Origin of the sequence: Nitrososphaera sp. (genome assembly GCF_013388945.1) — an archaeon.
Classification (GTDB): Archaea; Thermoproteota; Nitrososphaeria; order Nitrososphaerales; family Nitrososphaeraceae; genus Nitrososphaera.
The window spans coordinates 21,114-47,051 of record NZ_JACAEH010000004.1; the positions used below are offsets into that span (position 1 = coordinate 21,114).

32 protein-coding genes are annotated in these 25,938 nt (G+C 55.1%); 11 read left to right on the top strand and 21 right to left on the bottom strand.

Features of this window, described 5'->3' with window-relative positions; all coding sequences use genetic code 11:
- Positions 1 to 168: 168 nt before the first annotated feature.
- The gene (locus HXY31_RS01650; protein WP_292638898.1) at positions 169 to 1,365 is read left to right on the top strand and encodes an RNA-guided endonuclease TnpB family protein; all 1,197 of its coding nucleotides are present in this window, start codon (positions 169 to 171) and stop codon (positions 1,363 to 1,365) included.
- A 189-nt stretch (positions 1,366 to 1,554) separates the two neighbouring features.
- On the opposite strand, the gene HXY31_RS01655 is transcribed toward HXY31_RS01650, so the two are convergent.
- The 10 genes from HXY31_RS01655 to HXY31_RS01700 all read right to left on the bottom strand — a co-directional run bounded on the left by HXY31_RS01655 (position 1,555) and on the right by HXY31_RS01700 (position 11,037).
- Positions 1,555 to 2,349 (bottom strand): S16 family serine protease, encoded by a 795-nt coding sequence (locus HXY31_RS01655; protein WP_292638900.1) that lies wholly within the window; start codon positions 2,347 to 2,349, stop codon positions 1,555 to 1,557.
- 280 nt (positions 2,350 to 2,629) lie between these two features.
- Positions 2,630 to 3,385: a hypothetical protein gene (locus tag HXY31_RS01660; protein ID WP_292638901.1), complete on the bottom strand. Its 756-nt coding sequence runs from the start codon at positions 3,383 to 3,385 to the stop codon at positions 2,630 to 2,632.
- 170 nt (positions 3,386 to 3,555) lie between these two features.
- Complete coding sequence (locus tag HXY31_RS01665; RefSeq protein WP_292638903.1) at positions 3,556 to 3,768, bottom strand: type II toxin-antitoxin system HicA family toxin; 213 nt, start codon at positions 3,766 to 3,768, stop codon at positions 3,556 to 3,558.
- 9 nt (positions 3,769 to 3,777) lie between these two features.
- Positions 3,778 to 4,011, bottom strand: a complete 234-nt coding sequence (locus HXY31_RS01670) for a type II toxin-antitoxin system HicB family antitoxin (protein ID WP_292638905.1) — start codon at positions 4,009 to 4,011, stop codon at positions 3,778 to 3,780.
- Between the two features lie 126 nt (positions 4,012 to 4,137).
- Complete coding sequence (locus tag HXY31_RS01675) at positions 4,138 to 4,590, bottom strand: AAA family ATPase (protein ID WP_292638907.1); 453 nt, start codon at positions 4,588 to 4,590, stop codon at positions 4,138 to 4,140.
- Between the two features lie 30 nt (positions 4,591 to 4,620).
- The gene (locus HXY31_RS01680; protein ID WP_292638909.1) at positions 4,621 to 6,231 is read right to left on the bottom strand and encodes an SMC family ATPase; all 1,611 of its coding nucleotides are present in this window, start codon (positions 6,229 to 6,231) and stop codon (positions 4,621 to 4,623) included.
- On the bottom strand, positions 6,228 to 7,358 hold the full coding sequence (locus tag HXY31_RS01685; RefSeq protein WP_292638911.1) for a DNA repair exonuclease: 1,131 nt from the start codon (positions 7,356 to 7,358) through the stop codon (positions 6,228 to 6,230). The genes HXY31_RS01680 and HXY31_RS01685 overlap by 4 nt, the downstream gene beginning before the upstream one ends.
- A 9-nt stretch (positions 7,359 to 7,367) precedes the next feature.
- Complete coding sequence (locus tag HXY31_RS01690; protein WP_292638913.1) at positions 7,368 to 8,885, bottom strand: ATP-binding protein; 1,518 nt, start codon at positions 8,883 to 8,885, stop codon at positions 7,368 to 7,370.
- Positions 8,875 to 9,606 (bottom strand): DNA double-strand break repair nuclease NurA, encoded by a 732-nt coding sequence (locus HXY31_RS01695; protein WP_366933067.1) that lies wholly within the window; start codon positions 9,604 to 9,606, stop codon positions 8,875 to 8,877. The genes HXY31_RS01690 and HXY31_RS01695 overlap by 11 nt, the downstream gene beginning before the upstream one ends.
- Positions 9,607 to 9,744: 138 nt before the next feature.
- Complete coding sequence (locus HXY31_RS01700; protein WP_292638915.1) at positions 9,745 to 11,037, bottom strand: FAD-dependent oxidoreductase; 1,293 nt, start codon at positions 11,035 to 11,037, stop codon at positions 9,745 to 9,747.
- Positions 11,038 to 11,165: 128 nt separating this feature from the next.
- Here HXY31_RS01700 and HXY31_RS01705 point away from each other — a divergent pair, with 128 nt between their 5' ends.
- From HXY31_RS01705 to HXY31_RS01715, 3 genes are read left to right on the top strand one after another with little or no spacing between them, the layout of a single operon-like run.
- The gene (locus tag HXY31_RS01705; protein WP_292638917.1) at positions 11,166 to 12,362 is read left to right on the top strand and encodes a transposase; all 1,197 of its coding nucleotides are present in this window, start codon (positions 11,166 to 11,168) and stop codon (positions 12,360 to 12,362) included.
- A gap of 45 nt (positions 12,363 to 12,407) precedes the next feature.
- Positions 12,408 to 15,095, top strand: a complete 2,688-nt coding sequence (locus tag HXY31_RS01710) for a DNA-directed DNA polymerase I (RefSeq protein WP_292638919.1) — start codon at positions 12,408 to 12,410, stop codon at positions 15,093 to 15,095.
- Positions 15,096 to 15,126: 31 nt separating this feature from the next.
- Entirely contained in the window at positions 15,127 to 16,056 is a 930-nt protein-coding gene (locus tag HXY31_RS01715) for an arginase family protein (RefSeq protein ID WP_292638922.1), read from the top strand.
- Between the two features lie 135 nt (positions 16,057 to 16,191).
- Here the strand turns inward: HXY31_RS01715 and HXY31_RS01720 are convergent, their stop codons facing one another.
- Entirely contained in the window at positions 16,192 to 18,084 is a 1,893-nt protein-coding gene (locus tag HXY31_RS01720; RefSeq protein ID WP_292638924.1) for a threonine--tRNA ligase, read from the bottom strand.
- Between the two features lie 32 nt (positions 18,085 to 18,116).
- The gene (locus tag HXY31_RS01725) at positions 18,117 to 18,323 is read right to left on the bottom strand and encodes a hypothetical protein (protein WP_292638927.1); all 207 of its coding nucleotides are present in this window, start codon (positions 18,321 to 18,323) and stop codon (positions 18,117 to 18,119) included.
- Positions 18,324 to 18,402: 79 nt separating this feature from the next.
- Here HXY31_RS01725 and HXY31_RS01730 point away from each other — a divergent pair, with 79 nt between their 5' ends.
- Positions 18,403 to 18,546, top strand: coding sequence for a hypothetical protein (locus HXY31_RS01730; protein ID WP_292638930.1), 144 nt, complete (start codon positions 18,403 to 18,405; stop codon positions 18,544 to 18,546).
- Positions 18,547 to 18,672 (top strand): hypothetical protein, encoded by a 126-nt coding sequence (locus HXY31_RS01735; protein ID WP_292638932.1) that lies wholly within the window; start codon positions 18,547 to 18,549, stop codon positions 18,670 to 18,672.
- Between the two features lie 14 nt (positions 18,673 to 18,686).
- On the opposite strand, the gene HXY31_RS01740 is transcribed toward HXY31_RS01735, so the two are convergent.
- The 4 genes from HXY31_RS01740 to HXY31_RS01755 all read right to left on the bottom strand — a co-directional run bounded on the left by HXY31_RS01740 (position 18,687) and on the right by HXY31_RS01755 (position 20,161).
- The gene (locus HXY31_RS01740) at positions 18,687 to 18,995 is read right to left on the bottom strand and encodes a luciferase family protein (protein ID WP_292638934.1); all 309 of its coding nucleotides are present in this window, start codon (positions 18,993 to 18,995) and stop codon (positions 18,687 to 18,689) included.
- A gap of 62 nt (positions 18,996 to 19,057) precedes the next feature.
- Entirely contained in the window at positions 19,058 to 19,345 is a 288-nt protein-coding gene (locus tag HXY31_RS01745) for a winged helix-turn-helix domain-containing protein (RefSeq protein WP_292638936.1), read from the bottom strand.
- Positions 19,332 to 19,961 carry a hypothetical protein gene (locus HXY31_RS01750; RefSeq protein ID WP_292638938.1) on the bottom strand — a complete coding sequence of 210 codons (630 nt, stop codon included), beginning with the start codon at positions 19,959 to 19,961 and terminating at the stop codon, positions 19,332 to 19,334. The genes HXY31_RS01745 and HXY31_RS01750 overlap by 14 nt, the downstream gene beginning before the upstream one ends.
- Before the next feature lie 32 nt (positions 19,962 to 19,993).
- Positions 19,994 to 20,161, bottom strand: coding sequence for a hypothetical protein (locus HXY31_RS01755; RefSeq protein ID WP_292638940.1), 168 nt, complete (start codon positions 20,159 to 20,161; stop codon positions 19,994 to 19,996).
- A 98-nt stretch (positions 20,162 to 20,259) separates the two neighbouring features.
- Between HXY31_RS01755 and HXY31_RS01760 the strand changes: the two genes are divergently transcribed.
- Both HXY31_RS01760 and HXY31_RS01765 read left to right on the top strand, forming a co-directional pair.
- On the top strand, positions 20,260 to 20,583 hold the full coding sequence (locus HXY31_RS01760; RefSeq protein ID WP_292638941.1) for a hypothetical protein: 324 nt from the start codon (positions 20,260 to 20,262) through the stop codon (positions 20,581 to 20,583).
- Between the two features lie 38 nt (positions 20,584 to 20,621).
- Positions 20,622 to 20,879, top strand: coding sequence for a Fe(2+)-trafficking protein (locus HXY31_RS01765; protein WP_292638942.1), 258 nt, complete (start codon positions 20,622 to 20,624; stop codon positions 20,877 to 20,879).
- Here HXY31_RS01765 and HXY31_RS01770 read toward each other — a convergent pair.
- Positions 20,871 to 21,359 (bottom strand): hypothetical protein, encoded by a 489-nt coding sequence (locus HXY31_RS01770; RefSeq protein WP_292638943.1) that lies wholly within the window; start codon positions 21,357 to 21,359, stop codon positions 20,871 to 20,873. The genes HXY31_RS01765 and HXY31_RS01770 overlap by 9 nt on opposite strands.
- Before the next feature lie 49 nt (positions 21,360 to 21,408).
- On the opposite strand from HXY31_RS01770, the gene HXY31_RS01775 reads away from it, so the two are divergent.
- Positions 21,409 to 22,410 (top strand): adenylosuccinate synthetase, encoded by a 1,002-nt coding sequence (locus tag HXY31_RS01775; protein WP_292638945.1) that lies wholly within the window; start codon positions 21,409 to 21,411, stop codon positions 22,408 to 22,410.
- Here the strand turns inward: HXY31_RS01775 and HXY31_RS01780 are convergent.
- The gene (locus HXY31_RS01780; RefSeq protein ID WP_292638947.1) at positions 22,407 to 22,697 is read right to left on the bottom strand and encodes a hypothetical protein; all 291 of its coding nucleotides are present in this window, start codon (positions 22,695 to 22,697) and stop codon (positions 22,407 to 22,409) included. The two genes, HXY31_RS01775 and HXY31_RS01780, sit on opposite strands and share 4 nt — an antisense overlap.
- Positions 22,698 to 22,751: 54 nt before the next feature.
- Between HXY31_RS01780 and HXY31_RS01785 the strand changes: the two genes are divergently transcribed.
- On the top strand, positions 22,752 to 23,429 hold the full coding sequence (locus tag HXY31_RS01785) for a hypothetical protein (RefSeq protein ID WP_292638949.1): 678 nt from the start codon (positions 22,752 to 22,754) through the stop codon (positions 23,427 to 23,429).
- On the top strand, positions 23,422 to 24,165 hold the full coding sequence (pyrF, locus tag HXY31_RS01790; RefSeq protein WP_292638951.1) for an orotidine-5'-phosphate decarboxylase: 744 nt from the start codon (positions 23,422 to 23,424) through the stop codon (positions 24,163 to 24,165). Before HXY31_RS01785 ends, pyrF begins: the two co-directional genes overlap by 8 nt.
- Here pyrF and HXY31_RS01795 read toward each other — a convergent pair.
- Genes HXY31_RS01795 through HXY31_RS01805 form a run of 3 tightly spaced genes read right to left on the bottom strand, consistent with a single transcriptional unit; the run spans position 24,143 to position 25,930 of the window.
- On the bottom strand, positions 24,143 to 24,565 hold the full coding sequence (locus HXY31_RS01795) for a bis(5'-nucleosyl)-tetraphosphatase (RefSeq protein WP_292638953.1): 423 nt from the start codon (positions 24,563 to 24,565) through the stop codon (positions 24,143 to 24,145). The genes pyrF and HXY31_RS01795 overlap by 23 nt on opposite strands.
- Before the next feature lie 31 nt (positions 24,566 to 24,596).
- Positions 24,597 to 24,737, bottom strand: a complete 141-nt coding sequence (locus tag HXY31_RS01800; RefSeq protein ID WP_292638955.1) for a hypothetical protein — start codon at positions 24,735 to 24,737, stop codon at positions 24,597 to 24,599.
- 26 nt (positions 24,738 to 24,763) lie between these two features.
- Positions 24,764 to 25,930, bottom strand: a complete 1,167-nt coding sequence (locus tag HXY31_RS01805; protein ID WP_292638958.1) for a DUF373 family protein — start codon at positions 25,928 to 25,930, stop codon at positions 24,764 to 24,766.
- Positions 25,931 to 25,938 lie beyond the last annotated feature (8 nt).

A 25,938-nucleotide genomic window follows, 5' to 3' on the forward strand; every position in this document is an offset into this window, starting at 1 on the left:
CATATAACTTTATTTCTTTTCTAAGTAATGAAAGCTCGAAATACCGTCTAAGAAATGGCCAAAAATCTATGGTTTTTGAATCTAGCAAATTATTTCGTTACTTTTGACTCCCCCTCCCCCTCGGGTGTTCCAGATTTTAAATAGCGCGTTACGACATTGCAACTTGACTTGCGGAGCTTCAAGTTCCGTCTTTACCCCAACAAAGATCAAGAAAAGCGATTTGCGAATGTTCTTGAAGTTAACCGCATTATTTACAATTATTTCGTTCTCAATAGTTTTAGAAGCAGAAATGACATGAACTATGCTCTGACAGAACTGAAGGAACAGCAACCAATTCTCTGTAATTATCACTCAAAGATGCTGCAGATGGTGTCAACGAAGGTAGAAGGAGCGTGGAAAGCACTCGCAAAGCTGAAGAAGCGCGGCCACCAGTCAGGCAAGGGCAAGCTTTTGCTCTTGAAACAGTGTAATTCATTTACATACAATCAGACGGGCTACAGCATTGATGGCAATAAATTGTATCTATCCAAAATAGGCAGAATCAGGATAGTTTTGCATCGCCAACCTATCAATGTCAAGCAGGTTACGGTATGCAGGCAGAACGGGCGCTGGTATGCAGTGGTAGCGTGTGAGAACTCCAAGCCCATATTCAAGTTCATAGACCCGCGCAGATCTGTAGGGATTGATGTTGGTATTACCAAGTTTGCCCATGACTCTGATAACTATGCGACGGAAAATCCTTTATTCCTAACAAATATGCTCAAGCCGCTAAGGCGCGCGCAGCGGAGGGTATCCCGCAGAAAGAAAGGTTCTCACAATAGAGAGAAGGCCAAGTCGTGGATAGCACGTCTTCATGAAAGGATAGCGAACAAACGCCTTAATTTCTTGCACAAGGTCTCCACCAGATATGCAACTCGGTACGACCTCATATTCTTGGAGCGGCTGCGCACACGGAATATGGTAAAGAATCATAGACTTGCACGTCGTATACTGGATTCTGGCTGGGGCACCTTCACGAAAATGCTGCAATACAAGTCCAAGATGGTGATGGAAGTGGAACCGCACAATACATCTGTGAACTGCTCCGGGTGCGGTAATCCTGTTCCAAAGACATTGATGATGCGTACGCACAGATGCGAAATGTGCTGCCTTGTCATAGACAGGGACTATAATGCAAGTCTGAACATTCTGCAGCGCGGTTTGGCGTTGCTCAACCTACCGGTGGGACGCCGGGAAGTCACGCCTGTGGAGATTGCACCTCTACTCGTCAACGGTGACGGGCATGCGCGGTCAATGAAGCAGGAAGCCTCATCATTGTGTGTTGGCAGTTCACGAACAAAATGTTCATTCTCAATGTCAGTGTGATTCCCAAGATAATGCTTATTTCTTGATTTCGTAGAAAGCTTTTCGACGCATTCTGCTGTCGAGCACACTTTTTTACAAAGCTCTTAAAATCCGAAGACCTGTGGTATTGTTAATTGCTTTTATGAGCACTATATTGCCACTTGAGAGGATTTGTGTTATTGATATTTTTCATAGTCAACCTGTGTCCTTTTACCCAAGGACGTGGCGCACAAGCTCCTCCACGTTCGATACTCCAACGACCTCTATCCTGCCGTCCTGGAATTGCTGCACCATTGGAACAAGAAGCTTGTCTGCGCCAAACGCGCTCGCAGCGTCTGCCTTGCCGGCAAGCCCTCCAACCCTCCCTATGGTGCCGTCAGACCTTATCGTGCCTGTTACAAGAACAGAACTGTCGGGCTGCTTTTCTGTCAGGCCGGCTATCATCATGGCAGTCATCGCCGCGCCGGCAGAGGGCCCGTCTACTGTTATCAGGCCGTCGCTGTTGTTGACAAGCCGTATGATAATGTCCTTGTCAGAAACTGCGATGCCCGTGTAATCTGCTGCGACTGCCGCCGCGGTCCTTACCGCCTCCTGAAAGCCCGTCTGGTAATCGACGTTGCTCACGTCGACGGATATTCGCCCATCGCCGGAGCCGATTATTTCAAGCTCCATCGGAAACACGACGCCGGCACCGTTTTCATCGACGCCAAGGCCGAAATAGGAAACGTGAACGCGCCTTGCAGACGCGTTTTCAAGGATAAGGTCGGCCAGGTCCGCGTCCTTGGCCTGTATCTCTGACCGCAGCGATGCAATGTCCTGCTCTAGCAGGATTGCCTGCGACTGAAGCTGACCAAGCTCGTCCTGCAGCTGCTCGACCTGTTTTGTTTTTTCGGCAATCTGGCTTTCCTGCGAATCTATCTCCCTGGCAAGGGCCCCAATTTCACTTTGCAGCTCTTCGAGCTGCGCGCTCTTGGTTTCAAGCTCTGTCCGCTGGCTAGCTATCAATGAGGTGTATTCGTCAATTGTCGTTTTCTGCTGTTCTGCCTGAAGCGACTTGTCGGCGAGCTCTGAGGAAAGGCTGTTTATTGTGGCTGTCTGCTGGCCGTAGACCAGAAGGCTGGCGGAAACTGATACCGCGGCAATAATGGCTAGTGCAACCCTACCTGCTCCGAGGCTCGTGTCCAGGCTACCTCTTGTATCGTATGACAGATTCTACAATTAAGTTTGCTGTAACAACGTTCTGTTGATCTTGGGTTTTGGTCAGACCTAGATATGTGAGAGAATTTCAATTATAGCCCCTGTAATAGACCTTGATGTAATAATGGTCTGTGTTGGTAGCCCATGCGGTAGCATCCTGAATTGCTGGTGTTATGGTGTACGTGAAGCTCTTTTCCTGGTTCTGGTTTGCCAGCCCTGACTGTCTCCTGAAAGCTCCAACACCATTATCAGGCAAAAACCATGCTCCTAGAATTGTGCCGCCACGTATCATGTCACTTCGTACCATGCTAACGCGCTGTACTGACGACGTTCCTGACTGTGCTGTTGCAGCTCCAAGTGCCACGTTTATGACGTTGGCTATGGTAGGGGGATTGGCGTCTACCAGATCAACACCGCATTGTACGTTGCCCGCGACTGTCACACCGTTTTTCCATTCAATCCCGGTTATCTTGTAGAACTTGTATGTGGTAGGCAGGGTGAAGAATGCATAATGGCGTATGTCGTTGCGAACTGTGGTTTGGCCATTATCAGTTACAGGTGTAGTACTCTCCTCACCTGCTTCAGGACCAAATACGATCTTGTTTGTTAATGTCTGTATGCTTGCTTCGTCGATTATCTGTTCCCAAGCGCTATTTGCAGCATTGCGTCTGTAAAGGACACCTGTAGAAAATCCCGACCCAGAAGACGTGCAAAACGCAAGCATTCCCGGCGTTGCAGCCACGCCGGCAATGTTTGCACCAGTCTCCACCAGCACCGTCTTCCTGTTCAGCCTGTCAGCCGTCAGCCTGTCAGAAACGTCAAACTTGCTGCCATCAGAGCCCATGCAGTTATTCTTCCACGCGGCTTAAAAAGAACTAATTTTCATTGTCGTTTCGGTGAAACGTCGCCATATTTTCGCATTACCTTGATCCGCCAGAGGCCATTGAGAACTTACACGGCGTCCAGATTCACTCTCACGCCTATCCTTTTGTTTCATTGCAGCGGACTTTTAGACTATAGTTTCCTAACAAAATCTTCTTTCTTTATCTCTGCTTCCAGCAGAATAGCCCGTAGAGTTCCTTCAGGGAGAGGGTCGCGCCTTGGAACTGAAACTGCCATGCCTTTCGAGTTCTTCAGAACGATATGGCTTCCTGACTGTCTTACCGGAACATAACCAAAATGACCCAAGGCCCTTATTTCACGCCAGCCGTGATTCTTCAGACTCAAGAATTCTATTCAGCTTGAAATTTCGATTACTTCTTTTCTGTACTTTCCTTTCTTTGCTTCTTCTTCCAACACATCGAGGATAAGAGATATTGCATCCTTCATATTGACTTTTAACTCTTCTATGGTTTTGCCATAGCTTACAGCGCCGCGCAGTTCAAGACATCTTCCAGTAAAACCGCCTTCAGGCTCTTCTTGCACCAGTATTGTAAACTTACGCTTACCCACTTTGTTGGTAAGTTTCATTAGTCATTACAAGATAGAGTAAAAGCGGTTATAAGGATTCCGGATTGCACTGTAGTTACGAGCCAACAGCAATTGACTGCATTAAAGAACTAATCTCCTAGCTAGTTCCACTGGAAACGCGACCCCTCACTCCCGCACCACCTTCGATCCGTCAGACGTCATCGAGAACCTGAACACGGCGTCCACTTCCGAGTCTTCGAATATGTCCGCGTCATGCGTGATTATCACCAGCTGCGCAAGCGGGCCTGCGCCTTCCCTGAACGCGTCTGATATTATCCTGACAAGGGCCTTGCGCCTCTCCTCGTCAAGGTGCGTCGTCGGCTCGTCAAGGATGACAAAATCAAGCTTGCTTGAGCCCATCATGTATGCGATCCCAAGCCTGACTGCAAGCGCAACTGCCACCTTCTCGCCGCCTGACAGCGAGTCCATGTCCACCTCGCCGCTCTTGCCGTAGCAGGTGATGACGATGTCCCGGGCCTTTTCCGCAAGCTCCACCCTCGATATGCCTATGTTAAAGAGCGACGCGTATTCCGATGCTTTTTTCGACACGGTTGCAAGCGCCCAGGAGCGCAGGCTCATGCCGACTGCCCCGTCGCGGTTGTAGACGTGCTAGCGTATCCTTTCAAGCGTGCCGACAAACTCTGACGCCTGCGAAAGACGAGCAAGCGCTTTCCGGGCAGACTCGATCGTCGTCTTGGCGTCATCTATAGCACGCTGGTGGTTGCCCATCCTCCTGTTTGCGTCAAGCAGCTTTTGCGAGAGGGTGCCCTTTTCCAGCTTGGCGTTTGTGTAAGCAGCCTGAGAAAAGCCCCTGACCTTCTCCCTCAGTGACGTAATCTCGGTAGCAAGCGACTGCGAGTGGCCGTCGACTGCAAGAAGCATCGGATCCTCGACCCTGTTCATGACCTTTGGAAGCTTTGCAAGTGTCGCCTGCATCTGTACAAGCTCTTGCCGCAGCTTTTCAAGGTCGCCTGCTGATTCTATAGAATTGTCTGAAAGGAACTTTTCTGCGGACGCTATGCGCCTGTCAAGCTCTGCCAGCCTCTTTTCCTCCCTGCCAAGCTCCACCTTGCCCACCTGCAGCCTGGACCGCTCGGCCTCCTTCCTTGCCAGCTCGGTCTTGATGTGCGACGTGTCAAACATGCTGTCCACCTTTTCCACCTGCGAGCCGCACACCGGGCACTTGCCGTCCTGTACCTGCAGCCTGCCGGCGCACTCCAAGAATCCCCTGAGCCTGCCAAAGTCGCCCTCGTTTTCCACCATCCTTGTCTGGATTTCTTCAAGCTCTGCGCCGACCATTTTCAGGCGCATCTGCGTCTCGTCCCTGCCACCTACAAGCGCCAGCGCGTCGCCTGCCTCCGCTATCGTCCTCTCTAGCTTTTTGGCGTCGGCTTCAAGCTGTAATCTCTTTTCGCGCACGTGGCGCAGGAGCAGCTCCTCCCGGGTCGCAAGCTCCCTGCTCTGCGCAATCATGGGCTCCAGGCGCTCCATCTCCTGCTCCAGGCCGCGTATCCTGCCTTCGAGCAGGATTTTCTCGTCCTCGAACTCGTGCAGGAGCGATTCTGCCTGTGCAAGCTCTTTTTCCTTGTCGGCTACGAGCTGCTGGACTCGGGGAATGTCCTCGTCGCTGTATCCGGTCTCGTCGCGCAGGCGATCGCGAAAACCAGACACCACGTCTCTCATCGTCGAAAATGCAAGGTCCAGTCTGTCTATGCCTATCAGGCCGTTCACGAGCTCCTTGAACTCCCTCGGCTGAGCCTCGACTATCCTGACAAGCTCGCCCTGCTGCACCACCGCTGCCACGCGCAGTTTTTTGTAGTCAAGACCCAGCACCTTTGCCACTTCGGCGCTTGTGGACTCGCCGTACTGCCTGCGCTCGCCGCCTGCAAGCTTTTTGTTAACAGCCGTGCCGTTTTCAGACAGGAGCTCGAGCTGCGAAAACGCGGCCGTGCCGGAAGGCGCAAGCGACCTTGTGGCCTGGAACTCTTTTGAATTCAGCGTAAAGCGCATCCGCACCATCGCCTGCCCCTGGCAGCCGCGCCTTACCAGGTTCTTGTTGGCCTTTCTTGTGTGCTCGCCAAACAGCGCGTACGTGATGGCGTCGATGACAGAGGACTTGCCCGAGCCGTTGTGCCCCACAAAGACCGTTATGCCCCTCCCAAACGCAAGCGTCGTGTCCCTGTGCGAGATGAAGTCCTTCATCTCGATATCTTTTATCACGGTCCCGCCCTCCTCTTGAACGCCTCCCAGGCTATCTCGAGCGCTTCCCCGGCGTCGCCGGCAGCGGCTGGCCCCAGCAGGTCGTTTATTGCAAGACTCGCAAGCTCGTCGGAGCCCAGCGCTTCCTTTGACAGCCGCAAGAGCTCGGCGTCAAGGTCTGCCGGCCGCTCGTCGTAAACCTGCATAGGCTGCTCCTGCTCGAGCGGCTGCCAGACGTAGTGCAGGCACGCGTCGTTGAGCCGGACAAGGTTTGCCGCAATCACCTTCGAGTCGATGTTCCTGCCGGCAATCTCCACCCTTACCACCGGCTTTTTTGCCAAGCTTTTCGCCTTGCTCACTATGCCCTGTATCCCTTCTGCTATCTTGCCGTAGTCTAGCGTCGCCTTGAACTGCGGCCGGCGGTGCAGCGGCACCCAGTTGACCGACGCCTCCTCCCCGGACATGTCCACCAGCGCAAACCCCTTTTCCACTTCCTTGATGCCCTCGCTCGGCGTCAGGTCCAGAGAACCGGGATAGACGAGCGGCCCGCCAAGGTGCTCAAAGCGCTTCTCGATGTGGTCGTGGTAGTGGCCCAGCGCGTAATAGTGGAAACTGGCAGGGATGTCAGTCGAGTTCATCTCGCCGGCAAACTTGTTAAAGTCAGACAGCCCCTGGTGCAGGACAAGCATCCTCTTGCCTGCGTGGCGCTCTGCGAGCTTGCCGGCCTGCTGCAGGTTGTTCACGAGCGAGTCGATGTTGTTCCGGCGCTCCTTGTTGGCGCCAAACACCGCAAGGCCGTCGACCACGAGCGGCTCGTCCAGCCGCAAGCGCCGTGCAAGTCCCAGGCTGCCAAACACGTAGGCAAAAGGCACGTCGCGAAGGCGGCTGATGTCGTGCTCGCCGAGGATGAACGCGGCAGGTATCTGCTTTTCCTTCAGCCTCTTCAGCCCTTCTGCGAGCTTGAAAGTGGCCCTGCCGTTTGGCCTCGGCGTGTGGAATATGTCGCCTGCAATTATCGCCAGTTTCACGCGCTCTTTAATCGAGATGTCGACTGCTTCAAGGAACGTCTCGTAGACGTCCTCCTCCCTCTCTTCGAGGTTGAACTGGGAATATCCAAGGTGCAGGTCGGACATGTGCGCGACTAGCATGGCGCTTCACTAATCGGGCGAATAGCCGGAGGGGATGTACGACTCGGACGACTCTTTTGCCATCTCCTTTGCCTGTGCAAGGCGCTGCCACTGCTCGACAGCGTCCAGGTCGCCGCCGGTCTTGCGGCCCTTGACCTCCTCTATCCTGACAAACGCCGGCAGGTTCACCCACTGGCCCGCAAGTATGGCCTCCCCGGAGTTGAGCGACGTCAATTGTTCTATCAGGTCGCGGCTCAGAGCCTCGCTTGCCGCCGCCACCTGCGCCTGGTCGTCCTGCTGGATCATGCGCATGACAGCAAGCGAGCCCATCTGGCTCAGGATGTTGGCGTCGATGCTCCTTGGCCTCTGCGACACTATGACAAGCCCGAGGCCGAACTTGCGGCCCTCCCTTGCCACCTTTGAGGCATAGTATTTTGTCTCAGTCTCTTCCCCCTTTGGTATGAACACGTGCGCCTCTTCTATTACTGCAAGCACGGGCGCCAGAAAGCGCGGGTCTACTTTTCCGCCGCTCCTGCCCTTCTTGCGGTCTTCGAGCAGCTCCTGCAGGTAGAAGGAGACGACGATGTTGGCCTGCCTCTCCGTCAGTTCCACGAGGTTGATGATGTTTATCTTGCCGTTCTTTATCAGGGCAAGCGGGTCCGCAAGGCCGGCGTCCAGGATCTTTGAAAAGCGCCTCCTTGCGTCCTGTATCTTGTCCACGACTTTTTCAGACGCCTCCTTGTAGCCCTTCTCCCTGCCGGCCTCCGCCGCGGCGTCGACAAGCGCGTTCCAAAAGTCGTCGTCCTTGCGCTTTTTCACCTCGTCTGTGAACGCCACCCGGAGCACGTGCAGCTGGTTGGACGCGTTCTTCTGGATCTCGATTACCTCTGCAAACTCCTCCGTCGCCAGAAACCGCGGGTTTATCCGCGCGTCCATCCTGTTGCTGTTTGGTATGTCAAGGTACGTGTAGTCTTCGTGGTAGTCAAACACCACCATCGTGCCGTGTATGTCAGAGACCTCCTTTGTCAGAAGCGACACGAGGTTGCTCTTGCCCATCCCGGTCATCGCAAGTATGGCCAGGTGCCGTGAGACGACCTTGTTGATGTTCACGCCCACCTGCACCTCTGGGTTGCGCAAGAGCGAGCCCACCTTTATCCAGCCGTGGCTTGAGGGCGAGAATATCGACGAGAGGTCCTCTGCCGTTGCTTCAGACACTTCGGTGCCCGGCTCCGCAGGCACGGGCGGTATCATCGCCCGGCCCTTTTTCAGAGAATCAAGATATCCAAGTATGCGCACGGTGCCCTTGTAGCTCTTGTCCCGCCTGTTCTCTGCGGCGACCTGCCTGCTTTCAAACGCTTCCTCATAATTGCCTATGTCGTCGCCAAGAGCCCCGCTTGTTATCGACGAGCGCTCTATGAGCCCGAGCACGCCCCCGTCGCCATAGTCAAGGACGACGTACTCGCCGATGCTAACCGGCCTCTTTGACTCGAAGGTGACCTCGTCTGGCCGGGCCCGGCCCACCACTATCCCGAGGCTCTCACTCGTCAAGCGCATCCCTCGCACCCTGCTCGTGCTGCAAGCTGAATATGCTCACGAGCTTGTCTATATCATCATTGCTCACCTTGCAGTTGTTGTGCGCAAGTTTCAGGCAGTAGGGGTAGCCACCGACGCTGTGATAGCTCAGTTTGTCCAAAAGGCTTTTCAGCTCCTGCTCGCTTGTACTCCCAAGCACCTCTATCCTGACCATCGGCGTGTGCTCCTTGAGCCGGGCGTAGACTTCGAATATTTTCGCAAACTCTGACTTTACTTCCACCGGCGCGCTAAAGCCCGTCGCATGGTTGCTTGCGCGGTTGTAGTAGTAGATGTCGCCGGCCCGAGAGCCCAGCGCGCCAAACTGCCCCCTGCTCTCTGAGCTTTTTGAAATGAAAACGGAATTGCCGTATTTTTTAACCATGTCGCCTGCGACAGACAGCCCTTTGCCGTTTGTCCTTGCCACAAGCGAGCCGTCGATGCAGATGACGTCGGCCTCCTTGCCTTCTGCCGCCTTCTGCGCGACCGACGCCTCCATCAGCATGGCCTTTGATTCAAGCGAGTCGCGCCGGGCAGAATCTGCAAGCTCGTCTTCAAACTCTGAAGCCAGGACTTTGTTGGCGCTTGTTACCGCTACCGCGTCTATGACATACAGGTTGAGGCCCTGAAAAGCCCGCTTGTTCCAGCTGCTGTCAACCCCGGCAGACTCGCATTTTTGCTGTACCGGCTCGTAGGGAATCCATCTGGACGACGCCTAGGCCACTATGCGCCCGTGGTTTGCATCTTTTATCTTTGAGACCTTTTTCTCCCTGTTCCTCAGGGCGTCAAGGTATACCTCTTTGAGCAAGCAAAATCAGGATACCTGAGCCGTGCTAGCTTAAAAACGATCCATCCTGCCGGCTATCTCGGCCGGATCCCAGAGCGTCCTTGCCCTGCCGGCTTCAAGCGCGCCCATCTCTATCAGCTGCGCAGATATCGCTGCCGCCACGGGAAGGGCGCCGGTCGCGCCGGGCGAGTTGTAGTTCAGCACATGTAGAGACCAGTCCCTTTTTACAACAAGGGTGTCGGGCACGAACCTGCCTGCGCTGTCAACCACCGACGACCTTATGCCGGCGGTGCCCCTTTCGGTAAACGCCGAAGGCCTGATGGCCGGCAGGAATTCCTTCACCCTGTTTATCATCGCGGTCTTTGACAGCGAGCTTTTAAGCTCGGTGCTTGCAAGGGAGACGAACTTTCTGTCAAACGCCACCTTGCGGGCGCCGGTCCTCGACGACTCTAGCATCTTTGGTATCATGTCAGCCAGGTTGCGCGCAAGGCCGTAGGCGTAGGGCCCAAAAACAGGCACCGCGTTTGGCCCCACCTCGCGCCTGCCGTCGGCCCTCACTATCCAGTGCGGGTCGAGGAACGGGTACTCGGCGTGCCTTGGCACCGAGTATATCGAAAGCTTTGTCAGGTCGTGGTATTGCTCCGGCGCCTGCCAGTACTCGCCACGGAAGTGCAGGTCGGTATATTCCTTTGCAACGCCCATCCAGTGCGCGATGTCGACCGCGTTGCCGCCGGCCGCATTTACGATGAACTCGGCCTCCAGCTCGCCGATGTCTGTCGATATGGCGTATGCCCCTCTGCGCGAGATCCTGGTCGCCTTGCGGCCCAAAAGCACGGTGCACCCAAATGACCGCAGGTCCTGCAAAAGCGCCCTTGTAAAGGCGCCATAGTCTACCGAGCCATCCTTTGAGCAGTATATCGCCGACTCGCACCTGACGTTTGGCTCCATCTCTGCCACCTGCCCCTTGTAGAGGAAGCGCAGTTCGTGCTTCTCAAGGCCGTTTGCCTCGCCCCAGGCGATGTATTTGTGTAATCGTTCAATGCCACTGTCGTCAAGCGCCACTTCAAGCACGCCGTCGCGCACAAAGGGCAGGCGCTTTTCCTTTGCAAACCTTTCCCACATTTCAAAGCCAAGGTACGCGGCCTTGGCAAACGTCTTTTTCTTTGCAGGGTCGTACAGGAAGGGGGCGTGCACCTTGCCGGTGTTCCTGCTGCTCGTGTGCCTTGCGATGTCGCGCTCCTGCTCTATCAGGGCCACCGAGGACGGGTCCTTTGCCTGACCCGACAGAAAGTACGCTATAGAGGTTCCAAGCACTCCGCCGCCTATAACCGCGACCTTGTACAAGCACTGTCATGGACAGAGCGGCGACTAATAACCTTGCGAGCTGTAAAACCGGCCTTGTTAACTTGCCTACTCCCCCTCCCCTCAAGGTGTTCCAGTTCTTTAATACAAGATGGATGTATGAGCAATAATTGTCTGCAGTAACAGTCGTCAAGTGCGTCAAGCAGCCCTACCTACCCAACGAAAAAACATTGGCTATGATGGAAACATTCAGGCAGATGGTAAACGACTGTGTTAGGATCGCACTTCAAAACAATGCTTCCACGATGAAAAAACTCTCAAAGCTCTGCTATCCACTACTCGCCAACTACGATGTCGTATCCTATTACAAGCTGTGCGCAATTTCCCATGCTGCTGGCATCCTTGCCAATAGGAAGAAATCCATCAAGCGCGGTTTGCAGCCAAGGCAGCCCTACGCGACGAGACCTCTCCTCATATCTTGCTATGGTTTCAAGATTGAGAATGATGTTTTGAAAGTTCCACTCGGCGACAGACAGTACTTTGACATTCCCCTAAATGCATACGTCAAGAACATACTGACAGATCCTTCGTTGCAGGTTCGTTCTTTCACCCTTACAACCAGCAATACTGTGAGCATCTGCTACTCCAAAGAAGTAGCAGAGATTGAATGTACAGGCGTAGAAGGAGTAGACAGGAACCTCAGAAACCTGACTGTAGGCAACAATAAGAACGTAATGCAGTACGACTTGTCAAAAGCGGTCGGCATTGCAGAAAACACCCGTTCCATAGTTAAGTCGTTCAAGCGCAACGATGTCAGAATCAGAAAGAAAATAACAAGCAAGTATGGCCGGCGGAGAAAGAGCAGGATAGGTCAACTGCTACATCATGTTTCAAAGGCGGTTGTACAAGAAGCCAAGCAGAACAAAGTGGCTATAGCATTTGAGGACATACGGCATATCCGCAGGCTGTACCAGCGAGGCAACGGTCAAGGAAAGAATTACCGCTCAAAGATGAATGGATGGTCTCTTGCCGAGATAAAACGCCTGATAACGTACAAAGCGGAATGGGAAGGCGTACGCATATTCCAGTTATCCATAAAAGAAACGAGAGGCACGTCTCAGCTCTGCCCACGATGCAGGAAGAAGATAACCCAAGTGGACAGGCGTCAGCTGTACTGTGCCGAATGCAAGAAATGGATGGACAGGGACTTGGTAGCAGCCATGAACCTTTCTATCAGAGGGCTGGCTCGGTTCGCCAGTTCACAAGGGCTTGCAGGTGAAGCGATGAGGGGGAACGTGGAGAAGGAACCACTAATCCTCAGAGTCGATGCAAGCAAGTTGACTTTCAGGCGCAAGCCCACAAGTTAACAGAGCCTAAAACCTTAATACGATATCGTGCCAGTTTCAGTCAAGTTGGCGCAGCAGGAAGTCTCTGAGAGGAGGAAAAGATATGACGACCTGCCGGAGCTCCCGGAAGGAAGGCCGGCGCTGCTGCTGTCTGCCATCTACTCTGGCGAGGAGAAGAAGGCCTACCTAAAGTTCTACGACCCGAGCGAGAACGTCGTCTACCACTGGCGCGACAGGACCGGCCACAGGCCTTACTGCTACAGCAAGGCCCAGTACGCAGACATTGTCGACGGCATTGCCGCAAAGGAGTCGAAATACACAGTCGAGCGCGTCAGGAGAAAGGACGTCATTGCAGACAAGGAGATCGACGTGCTAAAGATATCGGCGCCCGACCCGCTTTCAATAGGCGGCACCGACAACAGCATCCGCGAAAAAGTGCGCTGCTGGGAAGCCGACATAAAATACCATGAAAACTACCTTTACGACAACGGCCTGATTGCAGGGCTTTACTACATGCGCCGGGGCGACAAGATAGAGCCTCACATGTACCAGATAACCGAGAAGGTCCAGATGGAGCTAACGAGCCTGATATGGGACAAGATAAAGGAAGAGGGCGAGGCGGGCAAGGAATACCGGCAGTATGTGACAAACTGGGCCAACCTGCTCAACCAGCCGATCCCCGAGCTGAGGCGTGTCGCAGTCGACATCGAGGTCGAGACCGAGGAAGGGCGTATGCCGACGGCCAGAGAGCACGAAAAGCGGGTGAGCGCGGTCGGCTTTGCAGGAAGCGACGGGTTGCGCAAGGTACTGGTGCTTGGCGACAATGTTGTCGACAACGGACAGCCGCTCATCAAGGAAGCCGAAGTGTGCAAGACCGAAAAGGAGCTTTTGGAAAAGGCGTTTGCGATAATCAACACGTACCCGATTATCCTGACCTTTAACGGCGACGACTTTGACCTGCCGTACCTTTACGCAAGGTCGCAGGACCCCCGCATCGACACGAAGGAGGGCAAGGTTATCCCCAAGGACCAGGTGCCAATAGTTGTCAAGAAGGAGTCGTTCATCAAGCACGGCATGCAGGCAGAGCCTGTCGGGATACGCCACGGCATGCACATCGACCTTTTCAGGACGTTCCAGAACCGCTCGATACAGATCTACGCCTTCTCTAGAAAGTACACCGAGTTTACCCTGAACGCGATATGCGAGGCGCTTCTTGAAGATTCAAAGATGGAATTTGAGGGCGACATCAGCGAGCTTCCTATGCAAAAGCTCGCAGAATACTGCCTGAAAGACGCAGACCTTACCTACAGGCTGACAAGCTTTGGCGACAACCTGCTCATGAAATTGCTCGTTGTAATCGCGAGGATAGGCAGGCTGTCTGTCGACGACATCGCCCGGTTTGGCGTCAACCAGTGGATAAGGGGCATCCTGTACTACGAGCACAGGCAGCGCAACGAGCTGATTCCGCGCACAGACGAGCTTGAAGAAAAGGGCACCGCGTCTACTGCTGCCGTCATAAAGGAAAAGAAATACCGCGGGGGAGAGGTTGTAGAGCCGACTCCGGGCATCCACTTTAACGTCGTGGTGCTGGACTTTGCCAGCCTGTACCCGAGCATAATCAAAGTCCACAACCTCTCATACGAGACGATAAACTGTGTGCACGACCCATGCAAGAAGACAGGCAGGATAGAGGGCACGACCCACTGGGTCTGCCAGCAGCGCAAAGGCTTGTCGTCACTGCTGATAGGGTCGCTCCGGGACCTGAGGGTAAACTACTACAAGCACCTGTCAAAGGACAAGACGCTACCGCCGCAGGAGCGCCAGCTCTACAACGTCGTCAGCCAGGCTATCAAGGTCATTTTGAACGCAAGCTATGGCGTCATGGGCGCAGAGATATTCCCGCTTTACTGCCTGCCTGTCGCCGATGCAACAGCTGCAATTGGCAGGAACACCATCCATGCGACCATCAACAAGTGCAAGGAGCTCGGCATTGAAGTGGTATACGGCGACACTGATTCGCTGTTCCTCAAAGAGCCGGCTAAAGAGTCGATTGACAAGGTCATCGAGTGGGCCAAGGACAACCTCGGCGTAGACCTCGAGATAGACAAGCAGTACAGGTACGTGGTATTCAGCAGCCTGAAAAAGAACTACCTCGGCGTTTTGCCTGACGGCACGGTAGACGTCAAGGGGCTGACTGGCAAAAAGTCGCACACGCCTCCTTTCATACGCAGCGCCTTTTACGAGATCCTCGGGATCCTGGGCAAGGTAAACTCGCAGAAGGACTTTGAAACTGCCAGAGAAAGCATCAAGAGCATAATCCAGCGCGACGCCAAGAACCTGGAATCGCACGCAATCCCGCTGCAGGACCTGAGCTTCAACGTCATGATAAACAAGTCGCTGAGCTCGTACGGCAAGAAGGTGAACTCGACAAAGACGATGGACGGCAAGGAGGCGCAGGTGGAGACCTTCAAGGGCCTGCCCCAGCACATCAAGGCCGCAAAGCTGCTTGCAGACAGGGGCAGGGAGATAAAGGCCGGCGACATCATTTCTTTCGTAAAGACAAAGGCCGGCGACGGGGTCAAGCCTGTCGAGCTTGCCAAGGCCGACGAGATAGACACCGACAAGTACCTGGAGACCATGGAGTCGACGCTTGACCAGGTGCTTGCAGCACTCAACTTTGACTTCAAGTCGATGCTGGGCAAGCCCCGGCAGCAGAGCCTGGACGAGCTCTTTTGGAGCAAGCCTCCGATGTAGGTTTATTATCAAGCGCAATAGAAGTTGCACCGTGGAACCGGGGCTCTTGCGCCTTTTCACGGTGCCGGAAAAAACCAGGGCAGGCTACAGCTTTGCAGACACGCCGGTCAGGATTTCGTTCAAGGAAGCAAGGACAATAATGTACGGCGTGCCGCTCGATGCCACGACCAGCTTTGGCAAGGGGACGTCGCGGGGCCCGGAGGCAATCAGGATGACCTCGGCGCGCCAGATAGAGACGTTTGTCATGGACGAGGGCGCCGACATTTACGAGCTGAACTCGATATTCGACCTCGGGGACCTCAGGATTCCAAAGGCAGGCGTCGCAAAAACGCTTGCATTTCTTGACAAGACCATACCGGAAGTGGTCGGCGCGCTAAGGAAGGACGGCAAGGTGCCGGTGATGCTTGGAGGTGAGCACACGCTTTCGTATTATCAACTAAAGGCGCTTGCAGGCGAAAAGCCCTTTGTAGTGCACTTTGACGCGCACCGGGACATGAAGCCCGAGTACGAGGGCATTGAGTTCTGCCACACGACGCCCTTTTACCACCTGCTGAAATACATCCCGGGAAGGGATTTCGTGCAGATAGGCATAAGGCAGGCCGACAGGCAGGAAAACGAGTTTGCCGCCAAAAACGGCGTCACCACGTTTGACGCGTGGCAGGTCCACGAAGACATCTCGCGCGTCGCAAGCTATCTCAAAGGCGCTACTGCAGGCAGAAACATCTACATCTCGTTTGACATCGACGCTTACGACCTGCCCTATGTGCCGTGCACGGGCACACCGGAGCCGTTCGGGCTCGACCCGTTCCAGGTACTGTTTTTGTTAAAGGCGATACACCCGACCGCGCGCCTTGTCGGCATGGACATGGTGGAAGTGGGATTGAAAAACGACGACTACAGGGAAGGCGCGCTTGCGACGCAGACGCTTTTGCGGATACTGTCGCGCAGGTACGCACGCTAGAGGATCGTACAGCGACGTTAATCCAATCATTCACAAAAATTGCACCATTTTTTCGTGCTTAAAATGATACATGCTGCATCATTTTTTCCACTGGAAACGCGCGTGTATCTGGTAAGAGCCGTGCCCGTACGTAAATCAAGCCATGATCTGCGGCCTGGCAGACAAATAGCGCGGCAGGTTCAGCGGGAGGTACGGCTTGTCCTTTGTCTGCGCCTTTACCTCGCTCACGAGCTCTTCCATGGTCATCTCTCTTTGCTTTCCTTCCAGCCTGTCTCGCACTACAAGCTTGCCTGACGCCATCTCCTTGTCGCCAATGACGACGGTGTAGCGTATCCACTCTGTCTCTGACTCGCGGATCTTTTTTCCGACAGACTCGTCCCTGTCGTCAAAGTCCGCGCGTACCTGGCTTGCAGTGAGCTGCGAAAGTATGTTGTCGCAGTACTGCACGTGCTCCTTCCCCACAGAAACGACCCTGACCTGAGTGTGAGCAAGCCACAGCGGGAACGACGGCACGCCGCCTGCCTTTGACACCTTGGCGGCCTTTTCCATGAGCGCGTACATGACGCGCTCGATGGCGCCTGAAGGCGAGTTGTGCAGGATTATCGGGTTCTTTTTCGTCCCGTCCTCGTCCACGTACTCGATGCCGTAGCGCTTGCCGTTTTCCACGTCTATCTGGTCGGTGGACAAAGCGGACGCCTTGTTGAGCCCGTCGATGTAGTTGAACTCCCACTTTAGCGTGAAGTAGAAGAAGCGCTCCTTCCAGACCTCCGCAAGCACGGGCCGGCCGAACCTGCCGATTATCTCTGTTATGAACTCCTTGTTCTCGTTCCAGAAATCCTCGGTGAACCTGATAGCCATCTCGACGTCCTCGTTCTGCAGGCCAAGGGCGTTTATCACGCTTATCGAAAGCTCAAAGCGCTTGCGGAACTCCTCCTTTGCCTGCCCCAGGTCCTTGCAAAAGGCGTGGCAGTCTGGCATGGTAAAGGCGCGCAGACGGCGCAGACCGACAAGCTCGCCTGATTTTTCGCGCCGAAACGAGTACCTTGTCAGCTCGTACAATTTGAACGGCATGTGCTTGTACGACACGTTCATGTCTTTTGCTATCAGGAACTGGCCAAAGCACGCTGCAAACCGCAGGAATAGCTGTTTGCTGTCTGACTGGATGTTGTACTGCCGGGCGGGGAAGCGGTTGAAGTAGCTCTCCATCGACGGGTGCTTTGTGTCGTACATGATAGGAGTCTCGACTTCGATGCCGCCGTACTCCATGACCCTGCGCGTCACATATTGTTCTATGAGCGACTTCATGAGCCGGCCCTTTGGGTAAAAGCGCATGTTGCCGGCGTCAGACGCCGGCTCGTAATCTGCAATGGCCATCTTTTTCATCAGCCTGACGTGCTCTGGCTGCTGGTTTACCGCCCTGTTCTTTGATATCTCGTAGTTTGTAAGGATCTGCAGGTTTGCGTCCTGTTTCTTGAACTTGTATTCTGCCACCGGAGTGAGCACTCCGCCGGGCTGCAGGATGTACCACGTCGATTTCAGTTTCTCCTCGTTCTTCAGTGCAGTAGATTCCTTGCCCTCGTCGTGTCCATGCTCGTGCAGGTGGACCTCGCCGGCCTGCTTTGATATCTCCTTGGCGTTTTCAGCAAGCGGGTGACCCTTTACCTTGATGTTGAAAGCCTTTGTCCAGCCAAACGGGGAGCGGTGGACCTCGGCCACCGATTCTTTAGCAAACTTTTCCACCGCCCTGACCACGCCTGCCGCCACGTCCGGCGGCGCAAGGTCGGAGCTGAGGTGCGCATAAGGGTAAATCAGAAGGCGCGGGCACTTGACCGTGTCCATGTACTTCTTTATCTCGCCGGCAGCCTCTTTTGCGACTGTCTCGTCGTCGCCTGACTCGACTGCCACAAATGCAACCACAAGATCGTCGAGCCTTACCTTTTGCTTTGACGCTATCTCCTCGGCGCTTTTTATCTCCTTTTCAACCGGCTCGTACTCGATAAAGTCGGAATGAAGCTGCAAAAGGCGCATGCTCTGTCACTCTGTCCATGCTAATTTATGGATTAGCCCCATCTTGCCCGCTCGTTTTCCCTGTCTTCCTTGGTAGCCTTTTTCCACTCTTTGTAGTGCACGTGGCAGAGGTAGACGCGCTTGGCGCCACCGAGGCCCATGTCCGGCGCCATCGACGCCTTGGTTCCGCTCATCGAGCGCTCGGCAGGGTTCTCGCACCCGCTCACGCTGCAGGAAATGCCCTTTTCGACCCGTCCCATGACTGCAGGATCAACCTGTCGAGAATATAAAAAGCCTACTTCAGCTATCTTAATACCAAGCTTTTGCCCATCAACGGCATTGCCGTACAACGAGCCCCTGTGCAGGAAGTGCCTCCACCCGATGGAACTTCATTCGTACGTCCTTGCGCGCGTCGACGGCAAAGAAGCTCGGCGCTGCTCCATCGGAACGTGCACCTGCATAGTGATGGCCCAGGTCGAATAGTTGCACAATCTTTATAGCAAACGTTTTTTCGGTATAGGTGGGATGTCTGAAGACGACGACTTTGAGGACGAGTTCGAAGACGAGGACGACGACGAGTCGGCTGACGACGACAGCGACGACGAGTAGCCGGCTTTTACTTTTTATCGTTTCAGCCTGTCGTACTGCATCTTGAAAAGTTCCAAGAGCGCCTGCACGTCATCGTCGCTTTTGATGTAAAATGTCACCCAGCCTGATTCCGGCAGGACGTGGTGGGGCGACGCCCGGCCTTTTTCCACAAGGTCGTTTCTCTGGCCCATGGGAAACGGCAGGTCGGCCCAGCTCGAGTCGTGAATGTGGCCCATCTCCCGGCCGGCCACCCGGAACTCGACTCCGCCAAACCTGTGCGCGCCGGCAGTGACGCCGGGCCACGCCATCAGCTCCTTCTTTATCTTCTCAAAGGCGCATGCCATACAAGATATTCCATGCCGGCGTATTTAACAGTAGCAATACCTGACTTGGCTTGTAATCCCTACTATACCCTCAGCCCAAAGCCCTCGGCAAAGCCCTTGAACTGCCGGTAGGTCTTTAGAAACTCCATGCCCTTCTCGCTTATCTGGTACCTCGATTCTTCCGGGACCTCTTTGAGGAGCCCCGATGCCTTGAGCTCTGACACAAGCGACGAGAGCCTCCTGTGCGGGACGTTTGCGCGCCTGATGAGGTGCGTCACCGTTGCGCCCTTGTCGTGCCCCTCGTAGCTGTATTCCCTCGCCGTGTCCAGAATGTCCGCTATTATGCTGATATGAGTCCTATACCCCGTCAACTTTTTCAACCCTTCCAAGCCCCAGTCTCGAGAACGGCACGACCATGAGGCCGAATCCTGCCACCTTGGCTAAAAGGGCGGGGAGCGCAAACGCGCCGGGAAAGATAAAACCGTACCACGCGACAATCTCTGCCGCCGCCAGGGTGCCAAGACCAGATCCAATCATGAGTGTACTGCTCTTCCTGGTCTGCATGTACGATGCCATTGTCTCTATCGACACATATACTAATAGAATAAAAGAAATTGACCTGACAAGATGTTCTATTGAATTACCCGGGATTATGAAGGGTGCTGTCGTGAACGGTATGAACAGCAGTGCCGTCCCGCGCTTTGAAGGCAGGAAATCAAACGACGACTTTAGCCCGTGGGACATGGCAATGAAAAAGTAGCCCACCGCCTGGGCGGTCAGGCCGGCAGTATTGATGGCGACTGAAAGCCCGGGGCCGGCGAAAAGCGCCGAGGCGAGCATGACAAAGCCCGCGGATATAGAAATGAACGCGATGGTGAGCCGGAGCAGGTTGGGGCTCCCGACGGCAGCATAGCCGGCGTACGCAAACCTCCCTATGAACACGGAAATCGCCAGGCCGACGAGGTTTGCCGCAAGCTCGATCTCCAACTGGAAAAATGCACGGTTGCAGAGTTAATAAACTAGCGCTTGTAGTCGCTCAGGATGTCCTTGTACCTGGCGTCCTTGTAGGCGATGTGCTTGACATAGTCGCCGTAGGTCATGTCAAAGCCGCATGCAGAACACCTTACATAGGAAAAGTCGTCAGCCAGCTCGGCTATCTTTTTGCAGTCCGGGCAGGGCACCTTCATCGCATGTTCTTTCCTTAAAAGATATAATAACTTTCTTGGGCGCGATTCTGGTGCATTCTGGAAAAAGGTTCTTAAGCGCAGCATGCGAAGTTTACCCGATGGACAGCAGCCTCAAGCCGGTCATAAAAAGGCAGGTCATATTCGTCGGCGCAAGCCTTGGCGCCGGGCTTTTGCTCACCTACTTTTTCGGCTTTTTCGTAGGCATGGCTGCAAACGTCGCGATATTTGTGGCGGCGATATTTTTCATCAGGTGGCGCCAGCAAAAGGCGCTCAGGTCGCTTGGGCTTGGTAGCCAGACTGCCGGGCGCGGCTTTGAGCAGGAAGGCGTCAAGCTGAAATACGTCTGCCTGTCCTGCGGCGCAGAAGTCAAGGGCACCAAGTGCGGAGCATGCGGGTCACAGATGAAAAAGCCTCTCTTTTAAGCCAACTTATAATAATGGCAAGCGCGAAAGAGCCGCAGATGAGCAAGACCTGCCTGAAATGCGGCAAGGGCATCGAAGAGCCACACGACGACCCTGCAGCAGAAAAGTACCCGGCATGCAACGCGTGCTGGAAGGAGTGGACAACCTACGCCATCATGGTGATGAACGAGCTTCGGCTCGACATGTCGCTTCCCGAGCACAGGAAGGCGCTGCGCAAGTACGAGCGGGCTTTCTTTGGGCTTGAAAAGGGCGTCGGCGAGGTACAGAAGAACCCCGAGCAGCCGCCGTCACACTAGGCCCAGGGCCTTTTTCGAGGGCTCTGGTATCAGCGCTATGAGCGCATCCCTCTTTGGCAGCGAGAAAAGCACTTCTTTAAACGAGTCTGCCAGAATCAGCCGCTCGCGCCCTTGAAGCGACAGAAATGTGGCTGTCAGCGCCTGAAAGTTCAGCTTTTGGAGCGACTCTGGCTGCAAGAGTATCTGTTTGCAGTATACCGAAAATATCACCGTGCGCTGGGCCGCGTCAAAGCCTGCAAGCACCTCAAGCCATGTCTTGACAAGCACCGAGAGCTTGGCTGGCGCTATGGTGGGCGCCGCAGATAGAGCGAGTGCAATCGTGTCCTGCCTGTCGCGCTCGCTCATGCCGAAAAACTCGGTCAGCCTCTTTTGCAGCATCGGCCTGCGCAAAAAGTCCGGCAGGTTTGCCAGTATCTGGATGATGTTGCCTGCCGCGCCGTTCAGGTCCTGGCCCACGGCGCCTCTTCTGCGCCGGCTCAATTTAATCGCTCCCGGATGAATTAAATAGCAACGCAATGGAATGCAAGCCATGCCGTGCCTTGTGACAGTGGGTGGATTCTTTGGTGACGAGGGAAAGGGCAAGATAGTCGCGTACCTTGCCAAGCGCGACAACCCGACAATCGCCGTGAGGGGCGGCGTGGGCCCTAACGCCGGCCACACGTTTGCGTTTGAGGGCAAGGAATACAAGGTGCGGATGCTCCCGAGCGCCGCGCTCAACCCGTCCACGCGGCTTTTGATAGGGGCTGGCGTGCTTGTCAACCCCAGGATCCTGCTAAACGAAATAGCGATGTTCAAGGCAGACGACAGGACGTATGTTGACGCCCAGTGCGGCATAATTGAACAGCAGCACATCGACCGCGACAAGTCTGAAGACCATCTGAAGAGCAAGGTTGGCACCACTGGAACCGGCACCGGCCCGGCAAACGCCGACAGGGCGCTCCGAACGCTCAAGCTGGCAAAGGATATCCCCGAGCTTTCGCTCTACATAGAGGATGTCAGCAACTCGGTCAACTTTGCGCTTGAGGCCGGCGAGAAGGTGCTGGTTGAAGGCACGCAGGGCACGTATCTCTCGCTGTTCCACGGCGGATACCCGTACGTCACCTCTAGGGACGTGACAGCGTCCGGGATATGCTCAGACGTCGGCATCGGACCAAAGAGGGTCGACGACGTTCTTGCGGTGTTCAAGGCCTACGTGACAAGGGTGGGCGGCGGTCCCCTTGAAAACGAGCTTTCAGAGGAGGAGGCCAAAAAGCGCGGCTGGCTCGAGTTTGGAAGTGTGACTGGCAGGCAGAGGAGGGCCGCGCCGTTTGACTTTGAGCTTGCAAAAAAGGCAGTCAGGCTGAACAGCGCGACGCAGATAGCGGTGACAAAGATGGACGTGCTGTTTCCAGAATGCGCCAGGATGCGCGACTGGAACAAGCTTTCGGCAGGCGCCAAAAAGTTTGTCGAAGAAATAGAGGGCGAGCTTGGAGTCAAGGTCACGCTCATTGGCACGGGTCCCGAGCTTGACGACGTGGTCGACAGGCGCTAGGATTTTGCAAGGGCTGCCTTGAGCGCGTCGCGGCAGGCGCGAAGATCGTAGAGTAGTTTTTTCTTGTCACCTGACACATCAAGGCGCGACAGGCGCGACCTTGCGTCTGCAAGCAGGTCGTCTTTTTTTGCATTCCTCTTTGGAGGCGCCGGTGGTTCCTCAAGCTCGAGGGCGTGGCGCATCTTGACGTCCAGTATAGCCGACTCGACTGCCACGTAGGCGCGCCAGAGCGAGCCCTTTTCAAGGTGCTCCTGCGCAGACTGGATAAGCCTGCCGAGCCGGTCCAACGATGCGGTAACAGCGGATGGCTTTAATACTCTATTCTTTCAACCTATGGCGATTTGCGGCTCAAGGCGCCCTGCTACATCGCGCTGGCAGGCCTGAAGGACTTTGGAAGGCTCGTGTGCGCGCTCGAGCGCGCGCCTATGCCGGCTTTCTCGCTCAAGCTCGGAGGCAGGATGGTCCTTGCCGCGCAGCATGACATTATCGACGGAAGGCCGGTCATATACTACGCAGAGGCCGACGCCGGCAAGGCGCAGTACCTCGCCTACAGGGCGTCGGGCGGGACGGAGGAAGTGATGCTTGCAGATTCCGTCGGCAACCCGACGTTTGTATACTCGCCGATTCTGCGCGTAGAAAAGTTCCCGGCTGTGCTTTCCAGGTCTGCCAAGATAGAGAAAAAGGCAGGGTATACCGTGATAAAGCTGTCAGACCTGGCGTCTCTCGCCAAGGTGGCAGCATACAAGACGATATACGAGGAAGCCCCGCTCCCGCTGTTTCTGTCCAAAGAGCGCGGCAAAGTCATAATCGGCACCCCCATGAGCGTGTCTGACAACGACTCGCCGGCGTACTATTACTACGTGCTACTTGGAGATACCGTGCAGGAGCCGTTTTTGCGCTATTCAAGCCAGAGGGCGGAGCAGCCGGTGTTCACCACCTCGCTTGAAGAGCACGGCTACATCTACCTCAAGGTGGTAAGGCTTGCGGGCGATCACCCGCTGGTAAAGGCCTATGACTAGCTTTTCAGAGCGCATGGCAAAGGCTGCGAAAAAGAGCAGGATAGTGCTTGCGCTTGACCCCGTGTCGCGCAAGAGCAACCTGAAATACGCTACCGGCAACATCAGGGCAGTCGCCGAGCACGTGTGCGCCGTCAAGATAAACTTCCACCTGCTCCTGCCGCTTTCAACAAGCCAGATAAAAGAGATAACCGAGCTTGCGCACGACAAGGGTCTGCAGTGCATAGCCGACATCAAGCTGAACGACATCGACAACACCAACGAGATAGCGCTCGAGCAGCTCCAGAAGATGGGCTTTGACGCGGTGATCGCAAACCCGTTCATGGGCACGTCCACCCTGACGGCGCTCGTGCAGGCGGCCCACAAGAAAAACATGGGGGTGATTGCGCTCGTCTACATGAGCCACCCCGACGCGTCCGAGGGCTACGGCCTTGAGACAAGCGAGGACATGATGTACAGGATATTCTTTGGCCGGGCCATCACGGCCCGGGCAGACGGCATCATAATAGGCGCGACCCAGTCGGAGATCCTAAAGGAGATATCCAAGAAAAAGAAGGAGCTGGGGGTCCCGCTTGACGTATACTCGCCCGGGGTCGGGGTGCAGGGCGCCGACGCGGTGACAGCTGCAAAGAACGGTTCTGACTATTTGATAGTCGGCAGGGCGATAATAGAGGCAAGGGACCCGGCAAAGCAGGCCCGGCAGATGAACGAGGAAGTCATGCGGGCATTTTCTGCATGAACGCCCGCGCAGCTGCGAGCAGGTTCTTGGCGTTTTTGAATGTGAGCTGCTTCATCGCGTCGTCGTATTTCCTCCACGCATAGCCGGTGTGCTCGTGCGATATGACCACGTCCTTGGCCCGAGTCTGCGCAAGGAAAAGCGCGACCTCCTTTGTCACCAGGCGCTTGCCCTTCCTGTACCTGTACGACACGACCTGCCTGAACCCCTCTATGAACGTGAGGTCGGTGATGCCCGTCTCCTCTCTTATTTCCCTGATTGCAGTCTGCCTCTCGGTCTCGCCGGCCTCGATGTTGCCCTTTGGAAAGTCCCAGTGGCCCGCCCCGTAATGCAGGAGCAGGTACTCCGGCTCGGGGCCGTCGGCATTGAAGATGACCGCCCCTGCTGACCGCTCGTCGACCACACAAGTGTGTTGTCAGGCTTGTTTGTATATTTTATCCCTCAAAATCCCCGGGGGATTCGGGCTCTGCCGTCGCCGGCGCATAGTCGTGCACGTCCTCCCACTCCTGCTGGGTCATCCAGTAGCCGCAGAACCATTTCTGCGCCTGCGCGTCGTACTGTCCGTGCTCTGGCATGGCTCTTTTGGAAAAGGGCGCGCTATTTAGTGTTTCACAGAGTCGCGCGGGTGCCTGTGCCTGTAGCGCTGGTAAAAGAACGCGGCGGCTACGAGCGACACTGCAAGCCCTATGAGGAGAGACGAGATGAGTGTGAACGGGCTGGTACCTTCGGTGAGCACCGAGGCAAACTGGACCATCGGTATGTACAGCAGGCCCAGCACGACGAGCCGCAGTATGTCTGACATCTCCCGCGAGCTTCCCTTGAGCCAGTTGCCCAAAAACACGCCGCCAAGCACTGTGGCTATGCCTATCCAAAGGAGCGTAATCGTGCCCTTGGCAAAGCCGCCCACCACGTCCTTGTTGGCAAGTATCTCTAGCACCGTCATGTCCCGCACGGGGATGTTTGGAGGTATGCTCGATATGCCGTTTGCAATTGCGGCAAGTATGATGAGGACGCCTCCGATGACAGAGAACAGCTTGATAAAGTCTGTCGGGCCCATCTTGCTTACAGAGCTCACGGCCTTGTCGATGTCAAACGCCCTGACCACGAACGCGCCGCCAAGGATAGCAAGTATCATTACTGTGAGCCACTTTGTCTGCTCAAACGCGACTGCAAGGCCGCCTGCAAGGAGCAGCGCGCCGGGCACGCCCAAAAAGAACTTGGAGTACTGCGGGTCGTACATCATGGCCTTTACGTACCTGCCAAACACCGCGTACGAGTATTCGACGCTCCTGCTGTGCCTGATTATTATGCGCTGTACCGAAACTACGGGAAGCCTCGACTGGATGACAGGAAGCACCGTCTCGTCGTCCTCGCCGTCTGACACGATGACAGCGCCTGTCGCGTCGTACTTTTCAAGGATCGCCTTGACTTCGCGGCTTATCTTTTCGTCGGCTTCGATGCCGCGGTTGAACTTGCCTGCCACTATGGCGACTTCTGCCGCGTAGCCCTTGCTGACAAGCTCTTCATAGTGCTTGACTGCCGCAAATATGGCGTTTGCGTCGGCGTCCTCCGGGTCTTCTATTGCAAGCCGGGTGCCGGCGTTGATGCACTGGTCGCGGCCGACGACGGGGGTCTCTATGCCGCCCTTTGAGCCTATGTCGTCGTCCCTGTCGATGCAGAGTACAAGAAGTCGGCTCTGGGAAGCTTCTGTGCCCTTTGGGACCTCCAGTTTATGGTTCCGCTCATAGTCTACGGGCTGGTGTGGCATTTGCCGCG